The sequence below is a fragment of the Peribacillus frigoritolerans genome, from assembly GCF_004358755.1.
GTDB lineage: Bacteria > Bacillota > Bacilli > Bacillales > Bacillaceae > Bacillus_P.
In genome coordinates this window covers 306,084-324,069 of record NZ_SMZY01000003.1, presented here as the reverse complement: position 1 = coordinate 324,069, position 17,986 = coordinate 306,084, and the positions used below count along the sequence as shown (strand labels likewise).

General features: G+C 44.1%; 13 protein-coding genes. 11 read left to right on the top strand and 2 right to left on the bottom strand.

Features of this window, described 5'->3' with window-relative positions; translation table 11 throughout:
• Positions 1–6 precede the first annotated feature (6 nt).
• The 3 genes from E2R53_RS15115 to E2R53_RS15105 all read left to right on the top strand — a co-directional run bounded on the left by E2R53_RS15115 (position 7) and on the right by E2R53_RS15105 (position 3,788).
• Positions 7–1,683: a class I adenylate-forming enzyme family protein gene (locus E2R53_RS15115; protein ID WP_133312568.1), complete on the top strand. Its 1,677-nt coding sequence runs from the start codon at positions 7–9 to the stop codon at positions 1,681–1,683.
• A complete protein-coding gene (locus E2R53_RS15110; protein WP_133312567.1) occupies positions 1,680–3,239 on the top strand; it encodes an acyl-CoA carboxylase subunit beta in 1,560 nt (519 codons plus the stop codon). Before E2R53_RS15115 ends, E2R53_RS15110 begins: the two co-directional genes overlap by 4 nt.
• Before the next feature lie 87 nt (positions 3,240–3,326).
• Positions 3,327–3,788 carry an NUDIX domain-containing protein gene (locus tag E2R53_RS15105; protein WP_165970998.1) on the top strand — a complete coding sequence of 154 codons (462 nt, stop codon included), beginning with the start codon at positions 3,327–3,329 and terminating at the stop codon, positions 3,786–3,788.
• A 98-nt stretch (positions 3,789–3,886) separates the two neighbouring features.
• Here E2R53_RS15105 and E2R53_RS15100 read toward each other — a convergent pair whose 3' ends face one another.
• Both E2R53_RS15100 and E2R53_RS15095 read right to left on the bottom strand, forming a co-directional pair.
• Entirely contained in the window at positions 3,887–5,233 is a 1,347-nt protein-coding gene (locus tag E2R53_RS15100) for a sensor histidine kinase (RefSeq protein ID WP_133312565.1), read from the bottom strand.
• Complete coding sequence (locus E2R53_RS15095) at positions 5,233–5,901, bottom strand: response regulator transcription factor (RefSeq protein WP_133313083.1); 669 nt, start codon at positions 5,899–5,901, stop codon at positions 5,233–5,235. The genes E2R53_RS15100 and E2R53_RS15095 overlap by 1 nt, the downstream gene beginning before the upstream one ends.
• Before the next feature lie 148 nt (positions 5,902–6,049).
• On the opposite strand from E2R53_RS15095, the gene E2R53_RS15090 reads away from it, so the two are divergent.
• The 8 genes from E2R53_RS15090 (at position 6,050) to hutU (ending at position 17,977) form a co-directional block, all read left to right on the top strand.
• Complete coding sequence (locus E2R53_RS15090; protein ID WP_286166217.1) at positions 6,050–7,312, top strand: S1C family serine protease; 1,263 nt, start codon at positions 6,050–6,052, stop codon at positions 7,310–7,312.
• A 319-nt stretch (positions 7,313–7,631) separates the two neighbouring features.
• Complete coding sequence (locus E2R53_RS15085) at positions 7,632–9,101, top strand: UDP-N-acetylmuramoyl-L-alanyl-D-glutamate--2,6-diaminopimelate ligase (RefSeq protein ID WP_133312564.1); 1,470 nt, start codon at positions 7,632–7,634, stop codon at positions 9,099–9,101.
• 652 nt (positions 9,102–9,753) lie between these two features.
• A complete protein-coding gene (locus tag E2R53_RS15080) occupies positions 9,754–13,488 on the top strand; it encodes a S8 family peptidase (protein WP_286166216.1) in 3,735 nt (1,244 codons plus the stop codon).
• Positions 13,489–13,619: 131 nt separating this feature from the next.
• Entirely contained in the window at positions 13,620–13,826 is a 207-nt protein-coding gene (locus E2R53_RS15075; RefSeq protein WP_070874871.1) for a helix-turn-helix transcriptional regulator, read from the top strand.
• A complete protein-coding gene (locus tag E2R53_RS15070; RefSeq protein WP_133312563.1) occupies positions 13,823–14,146 on the top strand; it encodes a hypothetical protein in 324 nt (107 codons plus the stop codon). The genes E2R53_RS15075 and E2R53_RS15070 overlap by 4 nt, the downstream gene beginning before the upstream one ends.
• A gap of 83 nt (positions 14,147–14,229) precedes the next feature.
• Complete coding sequence (gene hutP, locus E2R53_RS15065) at positions 14,230–14,676, top strand: hut operon transcriptional regulator HutP (protein WP_070874867.1); 447 nt, start codon at positions 14,230–14,232, stop codon at positions 14,674–14,676.
• Between the two features lie 119 nt (positions 14,677–14,795).
• Positions 14,796–16,328 carry a histidine ammonia-lyase gene (hutH, locus tag E2R53_RS15060; RefSeq protein WP_133312562.1) on the top strand — a complete coding sequence of 511 codons (1,533 nt, stop codon included), beginning with the start codon at positions 14,796–14,798 and terminating at the stop codon, positions 16,326–16,328.
• Positions 16,325–17,977, top strand: a complete 1,653-nt coding sequence (gene hutU / locus E2R53_RS15055) for a urocanate hydratase (protein ID WP_133312561.1) — start codon at positions 16,325–16,327, stop codon at positions 17,975–17,977. The genes hutH and hutU overlap by 4 nt, the downstream gene beginning before the upstream one ends.
• The last annotated feature ends 9 nt before the right edge of the window (positions 17,978–17,986 follow it).

The following is a 17,986-nucleotide window of genomic DNA, read 5'->3' as shown; positions in this document are numbered from 1 at the left end:
CGGGGAATGGAAATGACAATTCCGTCTTATTGGCCATCTTATCTGCCTGAAACTCTACAATATCGGCATGGTGAGAGACCGCTTCACGAGTATATTGATCAGCATTGCGCTGAAAAACCTGATGCAATTGCCTTTTCGTATTATGGAAGAGAAATCACATGGAAAGAGCTGCATAAAAAAATCGGCCAGCTTGCAGGATATCTAAACCGAAATGAAATAAAGAAAGGAGATGCAATCGGGTTATATATGCAGAATTGTCCGCAATACATTATTGCTCACTATGCCATTCAAAAAATTGGAGGCATCGTTGTCCCTCTTAATCCAATGTACAAAGAATCAGAACTTGCTTACTTTTTTAAAGAAGCAGGGATGAAAGGAATCATAGCAGGATGCGAGCTGTATTCAAGAGTTGTCACAGCCAGTCGTGATTTGGAATCTCCAATCCTTGCAATTACCGTTCATTATAGGGATTTTTCCCCTGAACCCCCTGCTCTAAAGCAGCCTCAAGACTTATCTGGTGCAAGACAAACCTTTGAATCTGCACATGATATGAAGGATATTTTTATAGAAGAATCTCCATTTAATAAAAATGCGGAGATTGATATTTGGAATGATATTGGCTTAATGATTTTTACTTCTGGCACAACCGGAAGACCAAAAGGAGCGCTTCTGACATATGGAAGCTCTCTATATAAAACAGCTGCAACTGCAGAAACCAATGAAATGAGGGAGGATGACCGCTCACTTGCAATTGCTCCGTTATGCCATATTGCCGGAATGGTCATGGGTGTAAATATCCCTGTTTATGCAGGGAACACTTGTTATCTATTAACAAGGTTTGATCCGGAGACAGTCATAGATGCTATAGAAACATACAAAATAACAAATTGGTATAGTGTTGCACCGATGAATGCAGCCATTCTGCAAACAGCGGGTGTGGAAAAAAGAGATCTTACATCACTCAGGCATAATCCATCCACAAGCTTTGGAATGCCAGTTACAAAAGAACTGGCTGAAAGATGGCATGAACTTACAAAAGGATGCATTATGCATGAGGCATCGTATGGTCTGAGCGAAACTCATACATGTGATACGTTCATGCCTAAAGATAAGATAAAGTTTGGAAGCTGCGGGATCCCTGTCTATCAGAATCAAATCAAAATAGTAGAAACTGAGACAGGTTTTCCTGCTGCTCCAGGTGAAAAAGGAGAAATTGCTGTCAGGAATCCGGGGATATTTAAAGGCTATCTAAACAGGGCTGATGCAACCGCTGAAGCGTTGAGGGATGGATGGGTCTTTACAGGGGATATCGGATTGCTTGACGAGGATGGGTATCTCTATTTCTTTGGCCGCATGAAGGAACTGATTAAGTGCTCCGGGTACAGTGTTTTCCCTGAAGATGTTGAAGCATTATTGAATGAGCATCCAGCAGTGATGCAAAGTGCAGTCATAGGCATACCTGATTCTGTCAGGGGCGAAAGCGTTAAAGCGTTTATTGTGCTGAAACCAAATGAGAGAGGAAAAGTGACGGAACAAGACATCCTTAACTGGTCCAAGGAGCATATGGCGGCCTACAAATACCCTAGAGAAATTGAATTCAGGGAGGAACTGCCATCTACAAGCTCAGGAAAACTGTTGAGGAGGCTATTAAAAACACATGAAAGTGCGGAGGTGAAAAAATGAATGAAGTGAAGAATTCATTTCATGACGCAGTTGAGGATTTGAATAGGAGAAAAGATAAAGCCAAGCTTGGCGGGGGTCAGGAGAAAATGGATTTGCTCCACAAGAATGGCTTTCAGACTGCAAGAGAAAGAATCTCTCTGTTAGCTGATCAGGACAGCTTTATGGAGCTCGGGATGCTGAATCATTCAGATTATCCAGGTGCAGAGGACAGAAGCTATGGGGACGGGCTAATTACAGGATTAGCAAAAATAGATGGGCGGCCTGCGGTTATTATGGCAGGTGACAAAACGGTATTTGCCGGTACAGAAGGCGCTGTTCATATTAGAAAATCAAAAAAAATACATGAATATGCTTTGAAGCGAGGACTGCCTCTCTTTAATTTAAATGAGGGAGGGGGCCTTAGGATGCCTGATGGAATGGGATCTGACGGCATCAGCGATAAGCTCTTCCCTCAAGAAATGCTGACCCATTCCAGACAAGTTCCTCTAATGACGGCCATTTTGGGAGACAGTTTTGGCGGGCCGACATGGATGGCGGTATCCTCTGATTTTGTCTCGATGCTAAAAGGAACTTGTATGGCTATCGCAGGTCCAAGAATGCTTTCCATGGCAACAGGTCAAAAAGTTGATACAGAACAGCTCGGCGGATGGAAGGTTCATGCGAATGAAACAGGTCAGGCAGATACCTTTGGCAGTACCGAAGAAGAATGTATTGAACATCTGAAAACCTTTTTCAGCTATATGCCTCTGAACGGAGGAGAGGAACCTCCTTTCATTGATACTAATGATGATCCGTATCGGAGCATAGGGAACGTTTTGACTATTTTGCCGAGCCACAAAAATAGAGTCTATGATATGAAGGAGATCATACGGGAAATTGTAGATAATCAGCAGTTCTTTGAATATAAATCTACTTATGGAGAAGGCCTTATTACGGTATTTACCAGAATGAATGGAAGAGTTGTCGGCATTGTGGCAAATCAGCCAAAGAAATTTGCCGGTGCTGCCGGACCGAAGGAGTGCGATAAGGCGACCGATTTTATATGCCTGTGCGACTCTTATCATATCCCGTTGATTTTCCTGCATGACACACCTGGATTTAGAATAAGTCAAGAAGCTGAGCGGGAAAAAATGCCAACTAAAATCATGATCTGGAATCAGGCACTGGCTCAGTCGACAGTTCCTAAAATCTCCGTAGTCATTAGAAAAAGTGTTGGGGCAGCATACGGAAACATGTGCGGTCCAACGATGGGGGCTGATTTCGTCTTTGCGTGGCCCACGGCAGAAATTAATTTCACAGGACCAGAGGTCGGCATTAATGTTGTGTACGGCAGACAGCTGCAAAATGAAATCAACCAGGCTGAAGCAAGGAAAAAATTGCTCGAGCAATGGGCATTTGACAGTTCCCCTTACAAAGCGGCATCCAAGCATTATATTGATGATGTGATCGACCCAAGAGATACAAGAAAATATCTGTGTAAAGCGCTTGAATTTGCGGTGGTTAAAAACGGGACAAAAAGTGAACGCAGATTAGCGAATTGGCCGACAGGATATTAAAAGAAACATTGTACAAAAAATGACAATTATCACTATGATTCCAATATAATGAGGGAGGATGAAATTTTAGTCAAAAGGAGATCACGCATGGTACGTACAGCATCAAAAGCCATTATTATTCAAGACAGCAAGATTTTAGTCATCAAGAAAGAAGATGAGATCGGACCGTTCTACATTTTGCCAGGGGGCGGACAGGAGCATGGCGAGAACCTTTATGAAAATTTGAAAAGAGAGTGCATGGAGGAGATTGGGGTTGAAGTTGAGATTGATGACCTGATTTTTGTTCGGGATTATGTCGGGAGCAATCATGGGTTTGAATGGGATAAAGGATTCCATCAATTGGATCTGATGTTTCTATGCCGCATTAAAGAAGGACAGCCAGCACCGGCCGCTGGTGTCATTCCTGATGATGGCCAAATTGGTGTAGAATGGCTGCCTGTAAAAAACCTTACCGATTATCGGCTTTATCCGATGTCGATGCTGCCTTCCATTATGGACCTTGAATCTGGGAAGAAGCCGGAAAAGATATATTTGGGAGATGTTAATTAAGATGGAAATGAAAGAGCAGCATGAAAGCTGTTCTTTTTTGTAATTGGAATGGCAGCACAGAAATCATAAAAAAAACGGCCTCATAAAAAGGCCGTCTGCTATCTCTTTGGTACTTTCACATAAAATGTACTCATTCCATCCTCATTCACAGCCCAAACTGTTCCGTGATGAAGCTCGGCGATTCTTTTAACGATGTTGAGTCCAAGCCCGAATTCGCCGTTGCTGCCTTTATGGAAAGGCTCAAACAGATGGGGCAGAACGTCCTCTTCAATCGGAGGTCCATCGTTCCATATTTTAAGAAGAAAATCATTCCCCGCCTGTTTTAGATGAACACCAATCATTGAATCCGCATATCTGAGCTGATTCTCAAATAAGTTTTCAAGCAGCTTGATCCATAGTTCATTATCGCCATGAATAGCCGCATGTTTCAGGTTTATTTCATAATCAAGCTCCTGGCGTGACCACCTGATGCGGTCGATGACTTCGCGAATTGTCACATTCAGTTCAACCTCAGATTTACCGGAGTTTCTCGAAGATAAATAATCAAGTTTTGTTATATACAGCAAGTCCTTAATTTTTTTCTCCAGACGCTGTGCTTCCTCTTCGATCACATCCATCGTGCTTGTCAGATCACCCTTTGGATAAATGCCGTCATTCACTGATTTCGCATATCCGCGGATGACCATAACCGGCGTTTTTAAGTCATGGGAGATATTCTGCAGCAGGGTGCGCTGTGCTTCATCCTTTTGAACAAGCCGTTTTCGCATCACTTCTATTGTTTCCCCAAGCTTTCCAATTTCATCGCTTCGATCAAGTTCAACGGGTTCATGCCAATCTTCGTTTGAAATTCTTTTCACATCTTTTTCTAAAGAGACAATTGGACGAGACAAATATTTTGCAAGCCAAATGGACGGAATCCAGCTGAAAAGAAACACAATGATCATGACGAAAACAAGCTGCTTGAACAAAGTCAGCACAAGATCATTTCGGTAAGAATCCCACGCATAAGAAAGAAGAAATGCAGGCTGTCCGTCAACAGTCACTTTTTTGATTACAAAAAAGAGCCGTTCATTATTGATTTCCCTCGAGTATTCTTCCGTGATGTCTTTTTGATTAGAAGCAAGTGATTGCGTTTCTTGAAGAAATCTCATTGGAAGCTTTTTTTCGTTGTAAAAAAAAGGCGCACTCTCAGGGAGAATGATGTGCTGAACCGAGCGGTCAGGAGAGAGCTTCTCTCCGTTTCTCGTAAGAGGGTCCATTTGGACATTTCCCTGAAGGCGGTATTCCGTCAAAATATGCTGTTCATTTTCAATCGTTGTATAGATCTCGTTCGTGAAAAAATTCCTGAGTGTAGTTGGGAATATGATCATCAGCAGCAAAGAAATGACGAGAAGAATCCCTGAGATTACAATCCAAATTTGAAACGTCAGTGATTTATTTTTCATTATCCCGTCAGCATCCTGTATCCGTAACCGTAAATGGTTTCTATTTTCAAATCAGGCATTTTTTTGCGGAGGCGGCGGACGAGGTCATCTACCACCCGGTCTGTGCCGAAGTAGTCGCTTCCCCAAATATGCTCAATCATTTGTTCACGCGAAAAAGCCTGGCCTTTGTTATGCAAAAACAGCAGCAATAAATCAAATTCCTTAGAAGTTAGATTCAGATTTTCCTGATTCAGCGAGACCGAGCGCACACTTTCATCAATCGTATAAGGCGCAAGCTTTACGCTTGATGAAAGTGTGCTGCTTTCATAAACACGAGTCAGCAGTTTTTGAACGCGAATGACAAGTTCACGGGGAAGGAAAGGTTTTGAAATATAATCATCGCTTCCAAGCTCAAGACCGAGCACCCGGTCAATATCTGTATCCCGCGCAGAAATGAAAATAACTGGGGTATCTGATGATACTGCTTTAATTTCTTTTATTAATTGATAACCGTCAACATCCGGCACCATGATATCGAGAACCCAAAGATGAGGAGTTTCATGAATGGCCTGGCGCGCTTTTTCCCCATTTGTAAATGAGGTGACCTTATAGCCTTCCTTCTCCAGATATTTTGTCAGCAAATCATTTAAATTCTGTTCATCTTCCACAAGAAAAATAGAGTATGACAAACCCATTCACGCTCCTTCTTATTCGTAATTATACAATGTCTTCACAGATATGGTCATCATTTAACAATTTCACATAATCTTTTCATCTTTCTCCCAAAATGATTTTTTATAGTAGGGTTAACAAAGAAAATCACTAGGAGGAATCAGGATGGGATACTACGATGATACAGAACGGAAAGATACATTATTAGACCCGGACTCACGCGAAATTATGGTCAGATCGGGACAGCCTCAAAAAAAGCCGTCCAGATGGAGAGCGGTTATGTCATCTGTGATCAGCGGGGTAGTCGGAGGAGCGCTGGTACTTGGAGTACAGCCTTTTCTTGATGAAGAAACAAGCTCAAATGAACCTTCTTATTCCATTGATTCAAATACTTCAGAAGAAGAAAACGATTCAAGTACAGTGAATACCCAGCCTATCAGTCAAACGAACGATATTGCGGATATGGTGGAAAAGCTGTCGCCAGCGATTGTAGGGATATCAAATAAACAGCAGCAGCAGGGATTTGGCCGCGGAACTCAGGATGCTGAAGCAGGCACAGGTTCAGGGGTTATTTTCAAAAAAGATGGAGATACCGCCTATATTATTACAAACAATCACGTCATTGAGGGAGCAAGCAGCATCGAAATCTCCTACTCAGATGGAGAAAAATCGCAGGCTGAGCTTGTTGGAGCTGATCCCTTAACTGATACAGCTGTCCTTAAAATCGACAGCAAGTATGCAAAAGCGGTTGCTGATTTTGGAGATTCAGGAGAGCTTCGTGCAGGTGAAAGGGTTGTGGCGATTGGAAATCCGCTTGGACTAGATTTCTCCCGCACAGTTACGGAAGGTATTATCAGCGGAACAGACCGCACCATTCCCATTTCAACTTCTGAAGGCAGCTGGGAGTTAAATGTTATTCAAACGGATGCGGCCATTAATCCAGGAAATAGCGGCGGACCTTTATTGAATATGAATGGCCAGGTTATTGGCATCAACAGCCTGAAAATCACACAGGACGGGGTGGAAGGATTAGGATTTGCTATCCCAAGCAACGACCTTCAGCCAATTGTAGATGAACTGCTTGAAAAAGGAAAAGTAGATCGTCCATTCTTAGGAGTTGGTCTTCTTGACCTAAGCGAAGTACCTGAACAGTACCGTACTAACACGCTTCAGCTTCCGGAAAAAGTGACTGAAGGAGTATTTGTACAGGGTGTTAGCCCGGGATCCCCAGCATCTGAAGCTGGCATGCAAGAAGGAGACGTCATCGTTGCGATGAACGGCACAGCCATCAAAAATTCAAATGAACTGCGCAAATTTCTCTATTCACAAACCAATATTGGTGATGAAATAAATGTAGAGTTCTACCGCCAAGGAGAAAAAATCACTGAAAAAGTGAAGCTCTCTCAAAAAGAGGTTGTGAATAGTTAACATAGATCCCCCTTTTAGGCGGCTCCTTAGTTGGAGCCGTTTTTTGATCCCCCGCTTCAATTAGTCAGTAAGATCAATAAGCGGGGGGATCAAATAACTAGTAATTCACCGAAATTGACGGGTCACAATCTTTTTTTTTTGCCATTAAAAAGCCTAAACACATGTTAAATCGACAATATCCAATATTTTCATCTTCATTCTTCCCTCATAAAACCGGAATGATTTCGAACAGATATGGTATCACATAACGCAAAATGATAACAAAGCTCTTTTTGACGCAACATAACAGAACGGATGCCATGAAATAAGGAGATCAACTATGAAATTACTTACTTTGCTCGAGCAGACTGGCCATTCCATTTTAAATCAGGAAGAACTGGGATCTGCCGAAATCACAGGAATCGACGCAAATTCAGCCAAAATCAAACCAGGCTGCTTATTTGTTGCGATCTCAGGCTTTGAACGGGATGGCCATGATTATATAAAGGATGCGATCAATAAAGGAGCTGCGGCCGTTGTCGGGGAAAAAGATCTGACGGATTTGCCGGTTCCATACGTCAGGGTAGCTAACAGCAGAGATACGCTGGCCAACCTTGCTGCACACTTTTATGATTACCCATCACGGAAACACATTATGATCGGGATTACGGGAACAAACGGAAAAACGACGACTTCTTTTATGCTGAGGCACATTCTGCGGCACGCCGGCTATTCATGTGCGCTATTTGGCACTGTTCACAATGTGATCAATGGACAGGCATACAGCTCAAAAAATACGACACCGGATGCGCTGGAACTGCAGCGGTTATTGGCTGAAAGCAAAGATGACGTCGTCATAATGGAGGTTTCTTCTCACGGACTTTCCCAAAAAAGGCTGGAAGGCATCGAATTTGATGTTGGTCTTTTTACGAACCTGGCTCATGAACATCTGGACTATCACAATACGATCGAAGAGTATTTTGAAGTGAAGCAGCAGCTTTTTTCAAAATTGAAGCAGGGCGGAAAGGCAATCATCAGCACCCATGATGAATGGGGTCAAAAGCTTGCCGGCCTTTTAAAAGAAAAGAACATTCAGGTGTCCACTTTCGGACGGTCACCAATGGATGATCTTGAATTTACATCGGAAAATGATGTACACTGCTCAAATTTTGAAGTCACTGAGAACGGAGAAGAGCTTCGTTTTTCCATGAGCATTCCGGGTCTTCATAACATCTATAATGCATCAATGGCCTATTTGACTGGACGGAAAATTGGCGTAGACTCAGCAAAGCTTATTGAAGGTTTTAGAACCTTTAAAGGAATTCCTGGACGGTTCGAAATGTACAGCCATCAAAAGGATGCAACGGCGGTTATTGATTATGCCCATACGGCAGATGCGTTTGAATACATCCTGAAAACGGCGAGAGACTGCGGAGCAAAGCGGATTTTTCATGTCTTTGGCTTCAGAGGCGACCGGGATGAAAGCAAACGGGCGGAAATGATGGAGATCTCGTCGCGCATGAGCGACTGTTCGATTCTGACATTTGACGATTTAAACGGTGTTGAGCAAAACGAAATGATTGACGAGCTGCAAGCGTATCTGAAGTCTTCAGGCAAAGAAGCTGACTTGCTCGTACCGGACCGGACTCTTGCTATTCAAAAAGCATGGGAACTGGCAGAAGCGGGAGACTGGATTCTTGTGACCGGGAAAGGAAGCGAGAAATATAAAGACCAATACGAGCTTCCAGCAGAGTCCGATCAAGAAACCTTTCGTCTTTTGATGAATGAAAAAGAACCCGTAGCTACGTGATTGCTTGCTGCAAAACGAAAAAGAAGGGTGTCAGAACAGGATAATGCATCGTGAGCACACCCTGGCATCCTGAAATAGTGAAAAAGGCCTTCATACTGTTAAACAATTTTAATAAAGGGAAACTCCAATTCAAACGGAGTTCCCTTTTTATTTTTTATTCAGCAGGTTAACAACCAAGTCCGCTGATTGGCAGAGCTCCATAGGATGAACCGGTTTGCTGAGTTATATAAGTTTTGCATCAAACAGAACCATTCCTTTCAGTTTTCAAGTTCTATCATTTTATCATTCATAATCTTTCAAAATATTCCATAGTTTGAGCAAAAACCCCAATTTTAAATGCGGTTAAATAGATACTTTGCATCAGATATTCATTTTTTTTTATCATTATTGAAGTTTATATCGTTCTGTATAGTTCACAAGACCGTTCAAAAACCCCAATTGTTACTTTGCATCCTACAATATACAATTCTATTAAATTCTTTGGCAGTAAACATCGTTACAGAAACTCAGTTTAAAAAGTTTTTATTTACAGAGGAGGTGTCTTTTTCAGAAAGCAGCAAACGGTTCGTTTCTCTTATCTATGAGTCCATGTCACTTACATCCAGACGTACATATTGAAAGAACTTATTTGTATTTTTTAGGAGGATGTATATTGAGAAAATTTATTCTAAAGTCGTTAGTCGCAACCTCTGTATCTGCAGTCATGCTTTCCTCAACTTTCAGCAGCGTCCAAGCAATTGATCAAACAAATCTGGAAAAAACTTCTGAGACTTCTTCCATAATTAATACGATAACAAATAAAGACGAGCACAAAATCACCCTTATTACAGGCGATGTGGTCACGGTTAAAGAGATTGAAGACGGTAAAAGCGTGATCAATGTTGAGCCTGCCGATCAAAACGGTGCAGGAGCACAGATCCTGACCATCGGTGAAGAAACGTTCGTCATTCCAAATTCAGCTATGCCTTACTTGGCAGCTGACAAATTGGACAAAGATTTATTTAACGTAACGGAATTAATTGAAAATGGCTATGACGACAAGAGTCTCGCTTCTCTCCCGGTAATCGTGGAATATGAAGAGACGAAAGTGCGGGCTGCCCAAGCAAAATCGGAGCCAAAAGGGGCAAAAACAGTACGTACACTTGAAAGTATTAACGGTGCTGCGCTTTCTGCATCAAAAAAAGATGCAGAAACATTCTGGGAAGATATCACGCCTGAAACAGCAGCTTTAGAAAAAGCGAAGCCGGAAACAGCTGAGTTTGAAAAGGGGATTGACAAGATCTGGCTGGATGGAAAAGTAGAAGCATCTCTTGCCCAAAGCGTGCCGCAGATCGGTGCTCCGCAAATATGGGAATCTGGATTTACAGGGGAAGGCGTAAAAGTAGCTGTGCTTGATACGGGTATTGATCCGGCCCACCCAGATTTTTCGGGCCAGATTGAAACGTCAAAAAGCTTTGTGCCAGGACAGCAGTTGGACGATAAACACGGCCATGGCACACATGTTGCATCAACCGTCCTTGGAACAGGTGCTGCTTCTGAAGGAAAGAATAAAGGGGTTGCCCCTGATGCCCGTTTAGTAGTTGGAAAAGTACTTGATGACTCAGGGAGCGGTCTTGATTCATGGATCATCGACGGCATGGAATGGGCAGCTGAAAACGCGAAGATCGTGAATATGAGTCTCGGAAGCTCTGAACCTTCTGATGGAACTGATCCGATGGCACAGGCAGTCAACCGGATCAGTGAAGAAAAAGGAACTCTGTTTGTCATCGCAGCAGGAAACTATGGAGCGGAAGGGGCGATTGGTTCACCTGGAGCTGCAGATGCCGCCTTAACAATTGGAGCGGTTGATAAGGCTGATAAGATTGCAGGCTTTACATCTAAAGGACCGCGCTACGGAGATAAGGGGCTAAAACCTGACTTATCAGCTCCGGGAGTCGGCATTGTTGCTGCACGCTCCGGTCTTTCAGCAGGAACCGGCTCTTATAAGAGTTTAAATGGAACGTCAATGGCTACACCGCACGTTGCAGGTGCTGCCGCGCTTCTCTTGCAGAAAAATCCTGGCTGGAGCGGCACTCAGTTAAAAGAAGCACTGATGAGCACATCTAAAAAATTGCCATATTCTCCGTATCACATTGGTACAGGCCGTCTGGATCTGCCGGCTGCAGCAGCAGGCAAAGTAAGGGCAACGGGTTCGCTGTCATTCGGTTTCTTTAAATGGCCGAACGCGGATGCACAGCCTGTACAAAAAACAGTCACGTATACAAATGATTCGGACACAGCGGTCACACTAACTCTGCAGACTGATTTCAAAAATACAAACGGGAACGCTGCACCAAATGGTATGCTGACAATCTCTGAAAACGAGATCACGATTCCGGCAAATGGAACAAAAACCGTTTCCCTCACACTTGATCCGCAATTTGGTGAAGCAGGAAGCAGGTATGAAGGTCATTTGACGGCATTGGAAAACGGCAAACAAGTGGCTCATACTTCACTCGGCACGGTGAAAGAAGAGGAAAAATACACGTTAAAAATGACAGCTAAAGACCGCAGCGGCAATCCTGCCCTTGCATACGTTGGTCTCGTTAACAAAGATATGATTCCAGAGTTCGTCGCTGTAAATGGAGAAGCAGAATTCCGTTTGCGCCCTGGAACATACTCCGCTATGTCCATGATGGAAGTAGATGCTACTACAGATGACCGCGGGGTTGCTTTAGTCGGAAACCCTGAAATTATACTGGACGGACCTCAAACCGTTGAGTTTGATGCCAGAAAAGCAAACGAAATAAAAGTGAATGTGCCAAAAGAGACAGAGCCAAGCTATCAGCGTCTGGAATATTACCGCTCTCTTGACGGCAAAACGATGAACCACGTGTACTTAGCTCCGGTTTGGATTGATAAACTGTATGCTGCTCCGACAAAGAAAGTGAATAATGGGGAATTTGAAATGCTGACCCGCTGGCGTTTAATCAAGCCTTATCTTCAAATCCACTTTAAAGATAAGGTGCTCGATGACATTCCTTTAGCAGGCAGCACGCTTCTTGATGGAAAATATAACTTATCAACGGTTTATGCAGGCAGCGGATCACAAGTTGATTTTGAACGATTAAATGCAAAAGGCAAAGCTGTCGTAGTTGACCGCAATGCGGATGTCACTCCTTCAGAGCAGGCTGCTGCCGCCCATGCAGCCGGAGCGAAGCTTTTAATCATCGTCAATTATGAAGATACGGAGTTCAGCGTATATGCAGGCAATCCGGATTCTACCGACATTCCTCTTGCTGTTGCCGGCATCAGCAAAAGTGAAGGAGACAAAGTGATTAAGGCTGCACGTTCAGGCAACCTGAAGCTGTTCGTTGAAGGCGAAACGAACACGCCATATGTCTATGATTTAATGGACGTTCATGGTGAAAATATTCCAAAGGATCTGACCTATGCGCCTTCAAATAGAGAGCTTGTAAAAATTGATGCACGCTATAAGTCTGATCAGGAAACTCCTGGCGGGGAATTCCGCTTTGACCTGCGTCCACATACATTAAGAGCGGTCGGATTCATGTATAAAATGCAGTTTCCTTCTGTTCGAACGGAATGGGTCTCAGCTGTTGAGGGAACACGCTGGTATCACCAGGCAGAAGTTTTAGACAGTCCTTGGGCAGTACGCCAGCCGGCTGTGACGTATAAAAAAGGGGAAAGACTGCAGGAAGAGTGGTTCTCGCCGGTCGTCCGCCCGCGTCTAGGTGACGGCTATTGGACACCTTTCCGCAGCGGGAACTCGTTCCAGTTAAACATTCCTGCCTGGGCAGATTCAGGAAATGGACACACAGGCGGAACGGAATTTGATGAATCGGTTAAAAATCAAACACACAAGTTTTATCAGGGAGATACCCTGATTAAACAAGGAACAAGTCAGGCTTTAAATGTATTCAGCGGCATTTCGGAAGAAAGAAAGCAATACCGCTTAGTAACGGATGCCAAACGAGATCCGGAACGTTGGGATACTTCAGTCAGCACACACACAGAGTGGACCTTCTGGTCTGGAATAGAAGAGAACTCCCGTAAACCGCTTCCGCTTTATTCTCTTGACTACAAGGTTGAAACGGATATGTACGGCGATGCATTGGCCGCACCATTAACGAATCTGGAATTGTCTGCAGCAAAACTGGATGGAGTTGAAGGGTACGGAAAATTGCAAGGTGCAGCGCTCGAAGTTTCTTTCAATGAAGGAAAGTCATGGAAGACAGTAAAGCTTGAGCAAACAGCAGAGAATAAATGGACCGCTAAAATCAACAATCCAAAAAACAGCAAACATGTGTCACTAAGGGCATCTGCCTGGGATGATGCCGGCAATAAAATCACGCAGGATGTGATTAAGGCATACGGATTGAGGTAATCAGAAGAATGATAAGCAAGAAGAGGAGCGTAGGCTTCTCTTCTTTTTTCTGTTCATCTGGAAAAAGAGTTTACTTTTTATTCCATGTAAAGTAAACTTTACGTAAAGGAAGCTTTACAAGGTGGATGAACATGAAGAACAGAATCAGGGAAATGCGCGCAGAAAAAGGAATGACTCAGGAACAGCTGTCGGTTCAGGTTGGCGTTTCAAGACAATCGATTATTGCGATTGAATCTGGAAAATACAATCCGTCTTTGGAACTTGCATTTAAGATTGCGAACTCGTTTACGTGCAGAATTGAAGAAATTTTTATTTTTGAGGATGGGGGAGAGGGATGATGGAATCAGCTGGAGCATTTATCGGGGTATACGGAGGAATGGCTGCGGGTTTGATCGGCTGGTGGCTTGGCATGTATTTTGCGAAGAAGAAGAGGGGAATTGATGAAGTCTTTCATTTCATTGAGCAAAAATCCCGGTCGATTTCATGGATTTTGACGATTGCTGCCATTTATGTTTTATTCACGCTGCTGCTTTTCGGAGTAAACATTAGTCCTGCTGTTCTGCTCTCTATTTTGCTCATGGTTCATCTCGGAAGCTGGGGGATTACAAAAGTTTTCTTATCTCTTCAATATAGCAGCTCAGGTTCAAACAACAATTAAATTCTTGACACTTTCCTCATTCAATCATAAACTAACGGTAGACACTAGTTTATCAGAAAATTCAGTATGAAGTGAGAATAGATATGAGCATACAACCGGATCATCGTATTGGTAAAAATGCCATGCAGCTCGTTTTGCTCGGTGAAGACGATCAATTTTATGGGCAGCAGCTGACAGAGCAGGGATTTCAATTTTGTCAGGGGAAAACGGGTTCAATGGAGACGCATAAAGTAGTGGCGGCCATTGAAACGGCAGCAAAGCGTTCAGGTGTGATATCGCCTGATGGATACCGTGAAACACACTCTTTGTATCATGCCATTATGGAAGCGCTTCATGGCGTGACGAGAGGGCAGGTTCAGCTTGGAAGTGTTTTGCGTACAGTGGGACTTCGTTTTGCCATTGTCCGCGGCAAGCCTTACGAGGCAGAAACGGAAGGCGAATGGATTGCGATTGCTTTGTACGGCACAATTGGTGCGCCTGTTAAAGGTTCAGAGCATGAGGCAATGGGTTTGGGAATTAATCATATATAAGATGCACCCATAGTTAATAGATAGCAGGGGGCTGTATCGGTAGAAAACACGGTTTTGCGTGTTTCTATTGGTATGGCCTCCTTTTTGGTTTTTATTTTGAACAAAAGAGGAGCAGAAAGATGATTGAATTAACGGGAAGTTCACTCACCATACAATCCGCGAAGAAGGTTTTATATGAAAAAGCCATGATTCATATTCCTGACTATGTGTGGGAAAAGGTTGAAAAGAGCAGAAAAGCGGTTGAAAACATAGTCGCTCAGAAGAAGGTCGTTTACGGAATTACAACGGGGTTTGGGAAATTCAGTGATGTGCTGATTGATGCCGAACATGCAGAAGAGCTGCAGATCAATTTGATTCGAAGTCATGCGTGCGGTGTCGGAGACCCGTTTCCTGAAGAGGTGTCACGGGGGATGCTTTTGCTTAGGCTAAATGCCTTGCTGAAAGGTTTTTCCGGTGTCCGCAGGGAGGTTTTATCATTACTTGTTTCGCTGCTGAATCACGAGATTCATCCTGTTGTGCCGCAGCAGGGTTCACTTGGAGCAAGCGGAGATTTGGCTCCTTTGTCTCACATGGCACTTGTTCTTGTCGGTGAAGGAGAGGTTTTTTATCAGGGCCGGCAAATGGAGACCGAAGAAGCCTTTCAGTTAGCGGGACTTCATCCTGTGACGCTGCAGGCTAAAGAAGGTCTGGCTTTAATCAATGGGACACAGGCAATGACGGCAATGGGACTCGTCAATTACATTGAAGCTGAAGCGGTGGCGCTGCAGGCAGACTACATTGCTTCAATGACGATTGAAGGTCTGAGAGGAATCATTGATGCGTTTGATGAAGACATTCATATTGCCCGCGGCTACAAAGAGCAAATGGAAGTGGCTGAGCGAATCAGAGGGATTTTGAAAGGCAGCTTTCTTGTTACCCATCAGGGAGAGCTGAGGGTTCAGGATGCCTATTCCTTAAGGTGCATCCCTCAGGTTCATGGAGCAAGTCTTCAGGTCCTTTCTTATGTGAAAGATAAGCTTGAAATTGAAATGAACGCAGCTACGGATAATCCGCTGATTTTTGATGATGGCAAAAAGGTTTTGTCAGGAGGGAATTTCCACGGTCAGCCGATTGCATTTGCCATGGATTTTTTGAAGGTGGGCATCGCAGAGCTTGCTAATATTTCCGAACGAAGAATTGAAAGACTGGTCAATCCGCAGCTCAATGATCTGCCGCCGTTCTTGAGTCCAATGCCCGGTCTCCAGTCAGGAGCGATGATTATGCAATATTGTGCTGCATCGCTTGTCTCTGAAAACAAGACGCTTGCCCACCCTGCGAGTGTGGATTCAATTCCCTCATCAGCTAATCAGGAGGATCACGTCAGCATGGGGACGATTGCCTCAAGGCATGCGTATCAAATTATTCAAAACTGCAGACGTGTGCTTGCGATTGAATTGATTTGTGCAATGGAGGCAGCCGCTTACCGGGGAATTGAGAAGATGTCTGAAACGACAAGAACATTTTATTTTCATGGAAGAACGGTGGTCCCTGCGATTACGAAGGACAGGGTTTTTTCAAAAGATATGGAAGCTGCTGCCGCCTGGCTGAAAAAAGCGGATGTAAACAGATTTACAAATGATCATAACGATAAAAAGGGGGAAATTTTATCATGAAAGCAAAATTTACAGGAGCAAAACGGGGAACGGAATTAGAGTGCAAAGGATGGGAGCAGGAGGCAGCGCTCCGCATGCTGATGAATAACTTAGATCCTGAGGTTGCAGAAAAGCCGGAAGACCTCATTGTTTATGGAGGCATTGGAAAGGCCGCTAGAAATCAGGAGGCACTGGGTGGGATCGTCCGGTCGTTAAAATCATTGGAGCATGATGAGACGCTTCTTATTCAATCAGGTAAGCCTGTCGGGATATTTAAAACGCATGAACATGCTCCGCGGGTTCTTCTTTCGAACTCTGTTCTTGTGCCGAAATGGGCAGATTGGGAAAACTTCCACGAACTGGATCAAAAAGGCCTCACCATGTATGGCCAAATGACGGCGGGAAGCTGGATCTACATCGGAACCCAGGGAATTCTTCAAGGAACCTATGAAACGTTCTCTGCAGTTGCAAAGGAGCATTTTGGAGGAAGCTTAAAAGGCACAATCACATTGACGGCCGGCCTTGGAGGCATGGGAGGGGCACAGCCACTTGCAGTCACGATGAATGGCGGAGTTGTGATTGCTGCTGATGTTGATCAAAGCAGAATTGAGAAGAGACTTGTGACAAAATATTGTGACAGGCTGACACACTCTTTGGATGAAGCGGTGCAATGGGCTATGGAAGCGAAATCAGAAGGGAAAGCTCTATCAATCGGATTAGTGGCAAATGCAGTAGATGTTCTTCATGAAGTGATGGAGAAAAACATCAAGATTGACATTCTTACTGACCAGACATCCGCCCATGACCCGTTAAACGGATATTTTCCGCATGGTTTATCGATAGATGAAGCGCTGCAGTTAAAACAGGATCATCCGGATTTGTATGTTGAGAAGTCCAAAAAATCAATGGCAGAGCATGTAAGATGCATGGTGGAGCTGCAAAAGCGCGGAACGATCGTGTTTGATTACGGCAATAATATTCGTCAGGTAGCAAAAGACGAAGGAGTGGAAAATGCATTTGCGTTCCCGGGATTTGTGCCAGCTTACATTCGTCCGCTTTTCTGTGAAGGCAAAGGTCCATTCAGATGGGCAGCTCTATCTGGTGATCCTGCTGATATCCACCGGACAGATCAGTTAATAAAAGATCTTTTTCCTGAAAATGAAGCCCTGCTGCGCTGGATTGATATGGCACATGAACATGTTGCTTTTCAAGGTCTTCCGGCTCGTATTTGCTGGCTTGGCTACGGAGAACGGGTGAAGATGGGCCTTGCCATTAATGAGCTGGTACGTACAGGAGAACTAAAAGCGCCGATCGTCATTGGCCGCGATCACCTTGACTGCGGTTCTGTTGCTTCTCCAAACCGCGAGACAGAGGCGATGAAGGACGGAAGCGATGCAATTGGAGACTGGGCAGTATTAAATGCATTAGTAAACACATCTGCCGGTGCAAGCTGGGTGTCCTTCCACCACGGCGGCGGAGTAGGGATGGGCTATTCTCTGCATTCAGGAATGGTCGTCGTCGCTGATGGAACGGAAACAGCTAAACGCAAATTAGAAAGAGTTCTCGTAACTGATCCTGGAATGGGCATTATCCGGCATGCAGACGCAGGCTACGAAGAGGCACAGACTTTTGCCAAAGAACACAACGTACGCATTCCGATGCAGGAATAGGAGGAGGTT

Coding starts and splice junctions, on each gene's coding strand:
- hutU (WP_133312561.1), top strand. CDS start 16,325: ATGAAAGCAAAATTTACAGGAGCAAAACGGGGAACGGAATTAGAGTGC.
- E2R53_RS15115 (WP_133312568.1), top strand. CDS start 7: ATGGAAATGACAATTCCGTCTTATTGGCCATCTTATCTGCCTGAAACT.
- E2R53_RS15075 (WP_070874871.1), top strand. CDS start 13,620: ATGAAGAACAGAATCAGGGAAATGCGCGCAGAAAAAGGAATGACTCAG.
- E2R53_RS15090 (WP_286166217.1), top strand. CDS start 6,050: ATGGGATACTACGATGATACAGAACGGAAAGATACATTATTAGACCCG.
- E2R53_RS15070 (WP_133312563.1), top strand. CDS start 13,823: ATGATGGAATCAGCTGGAGCATTTATCGGGGTATACGGAGGAATGGCT.
- E2R53_RS15105 (WP_165970998.1), top strand. CDS start 3,327: ATGGTACGTACAGCATCAAAAGCCATTATTATTCAAGACAGCAAGATT.
- E2R53_RS15085 (WP_133312564.1), top strand. CDS start 7,632: ATGAAATTACTTACTTTGCTCGAGCAGACTGGCCATTCCATTTTAAAT.
- hutP (WP_070874867.1), top strand. CDS start 14,230: ATGAGCATACAACCGGATCATCGTATTGGTAAAAATGCCATGCAGCTC.
- hutH (WP_133312562.1), top strand. CDS start 14,796: ATGATTGAATTAACGGGAAGTTCACTCACCATACAATCCGCGAAGAAG.
- E2R53_RS15100 (WP_133312565.1), bottom strand. CDS start 5,233: ATGAAAAATAAATCACTGACGTTTCAAATTTGGATTGTAATCTCAGGG.
- E2R53_RS15110 (WP_133312567.1), top strand. CDS start 1,680: ATGAATGAAGTGAAGAATTCATTTCATGACGCAGTTGAGGATTTGAAT.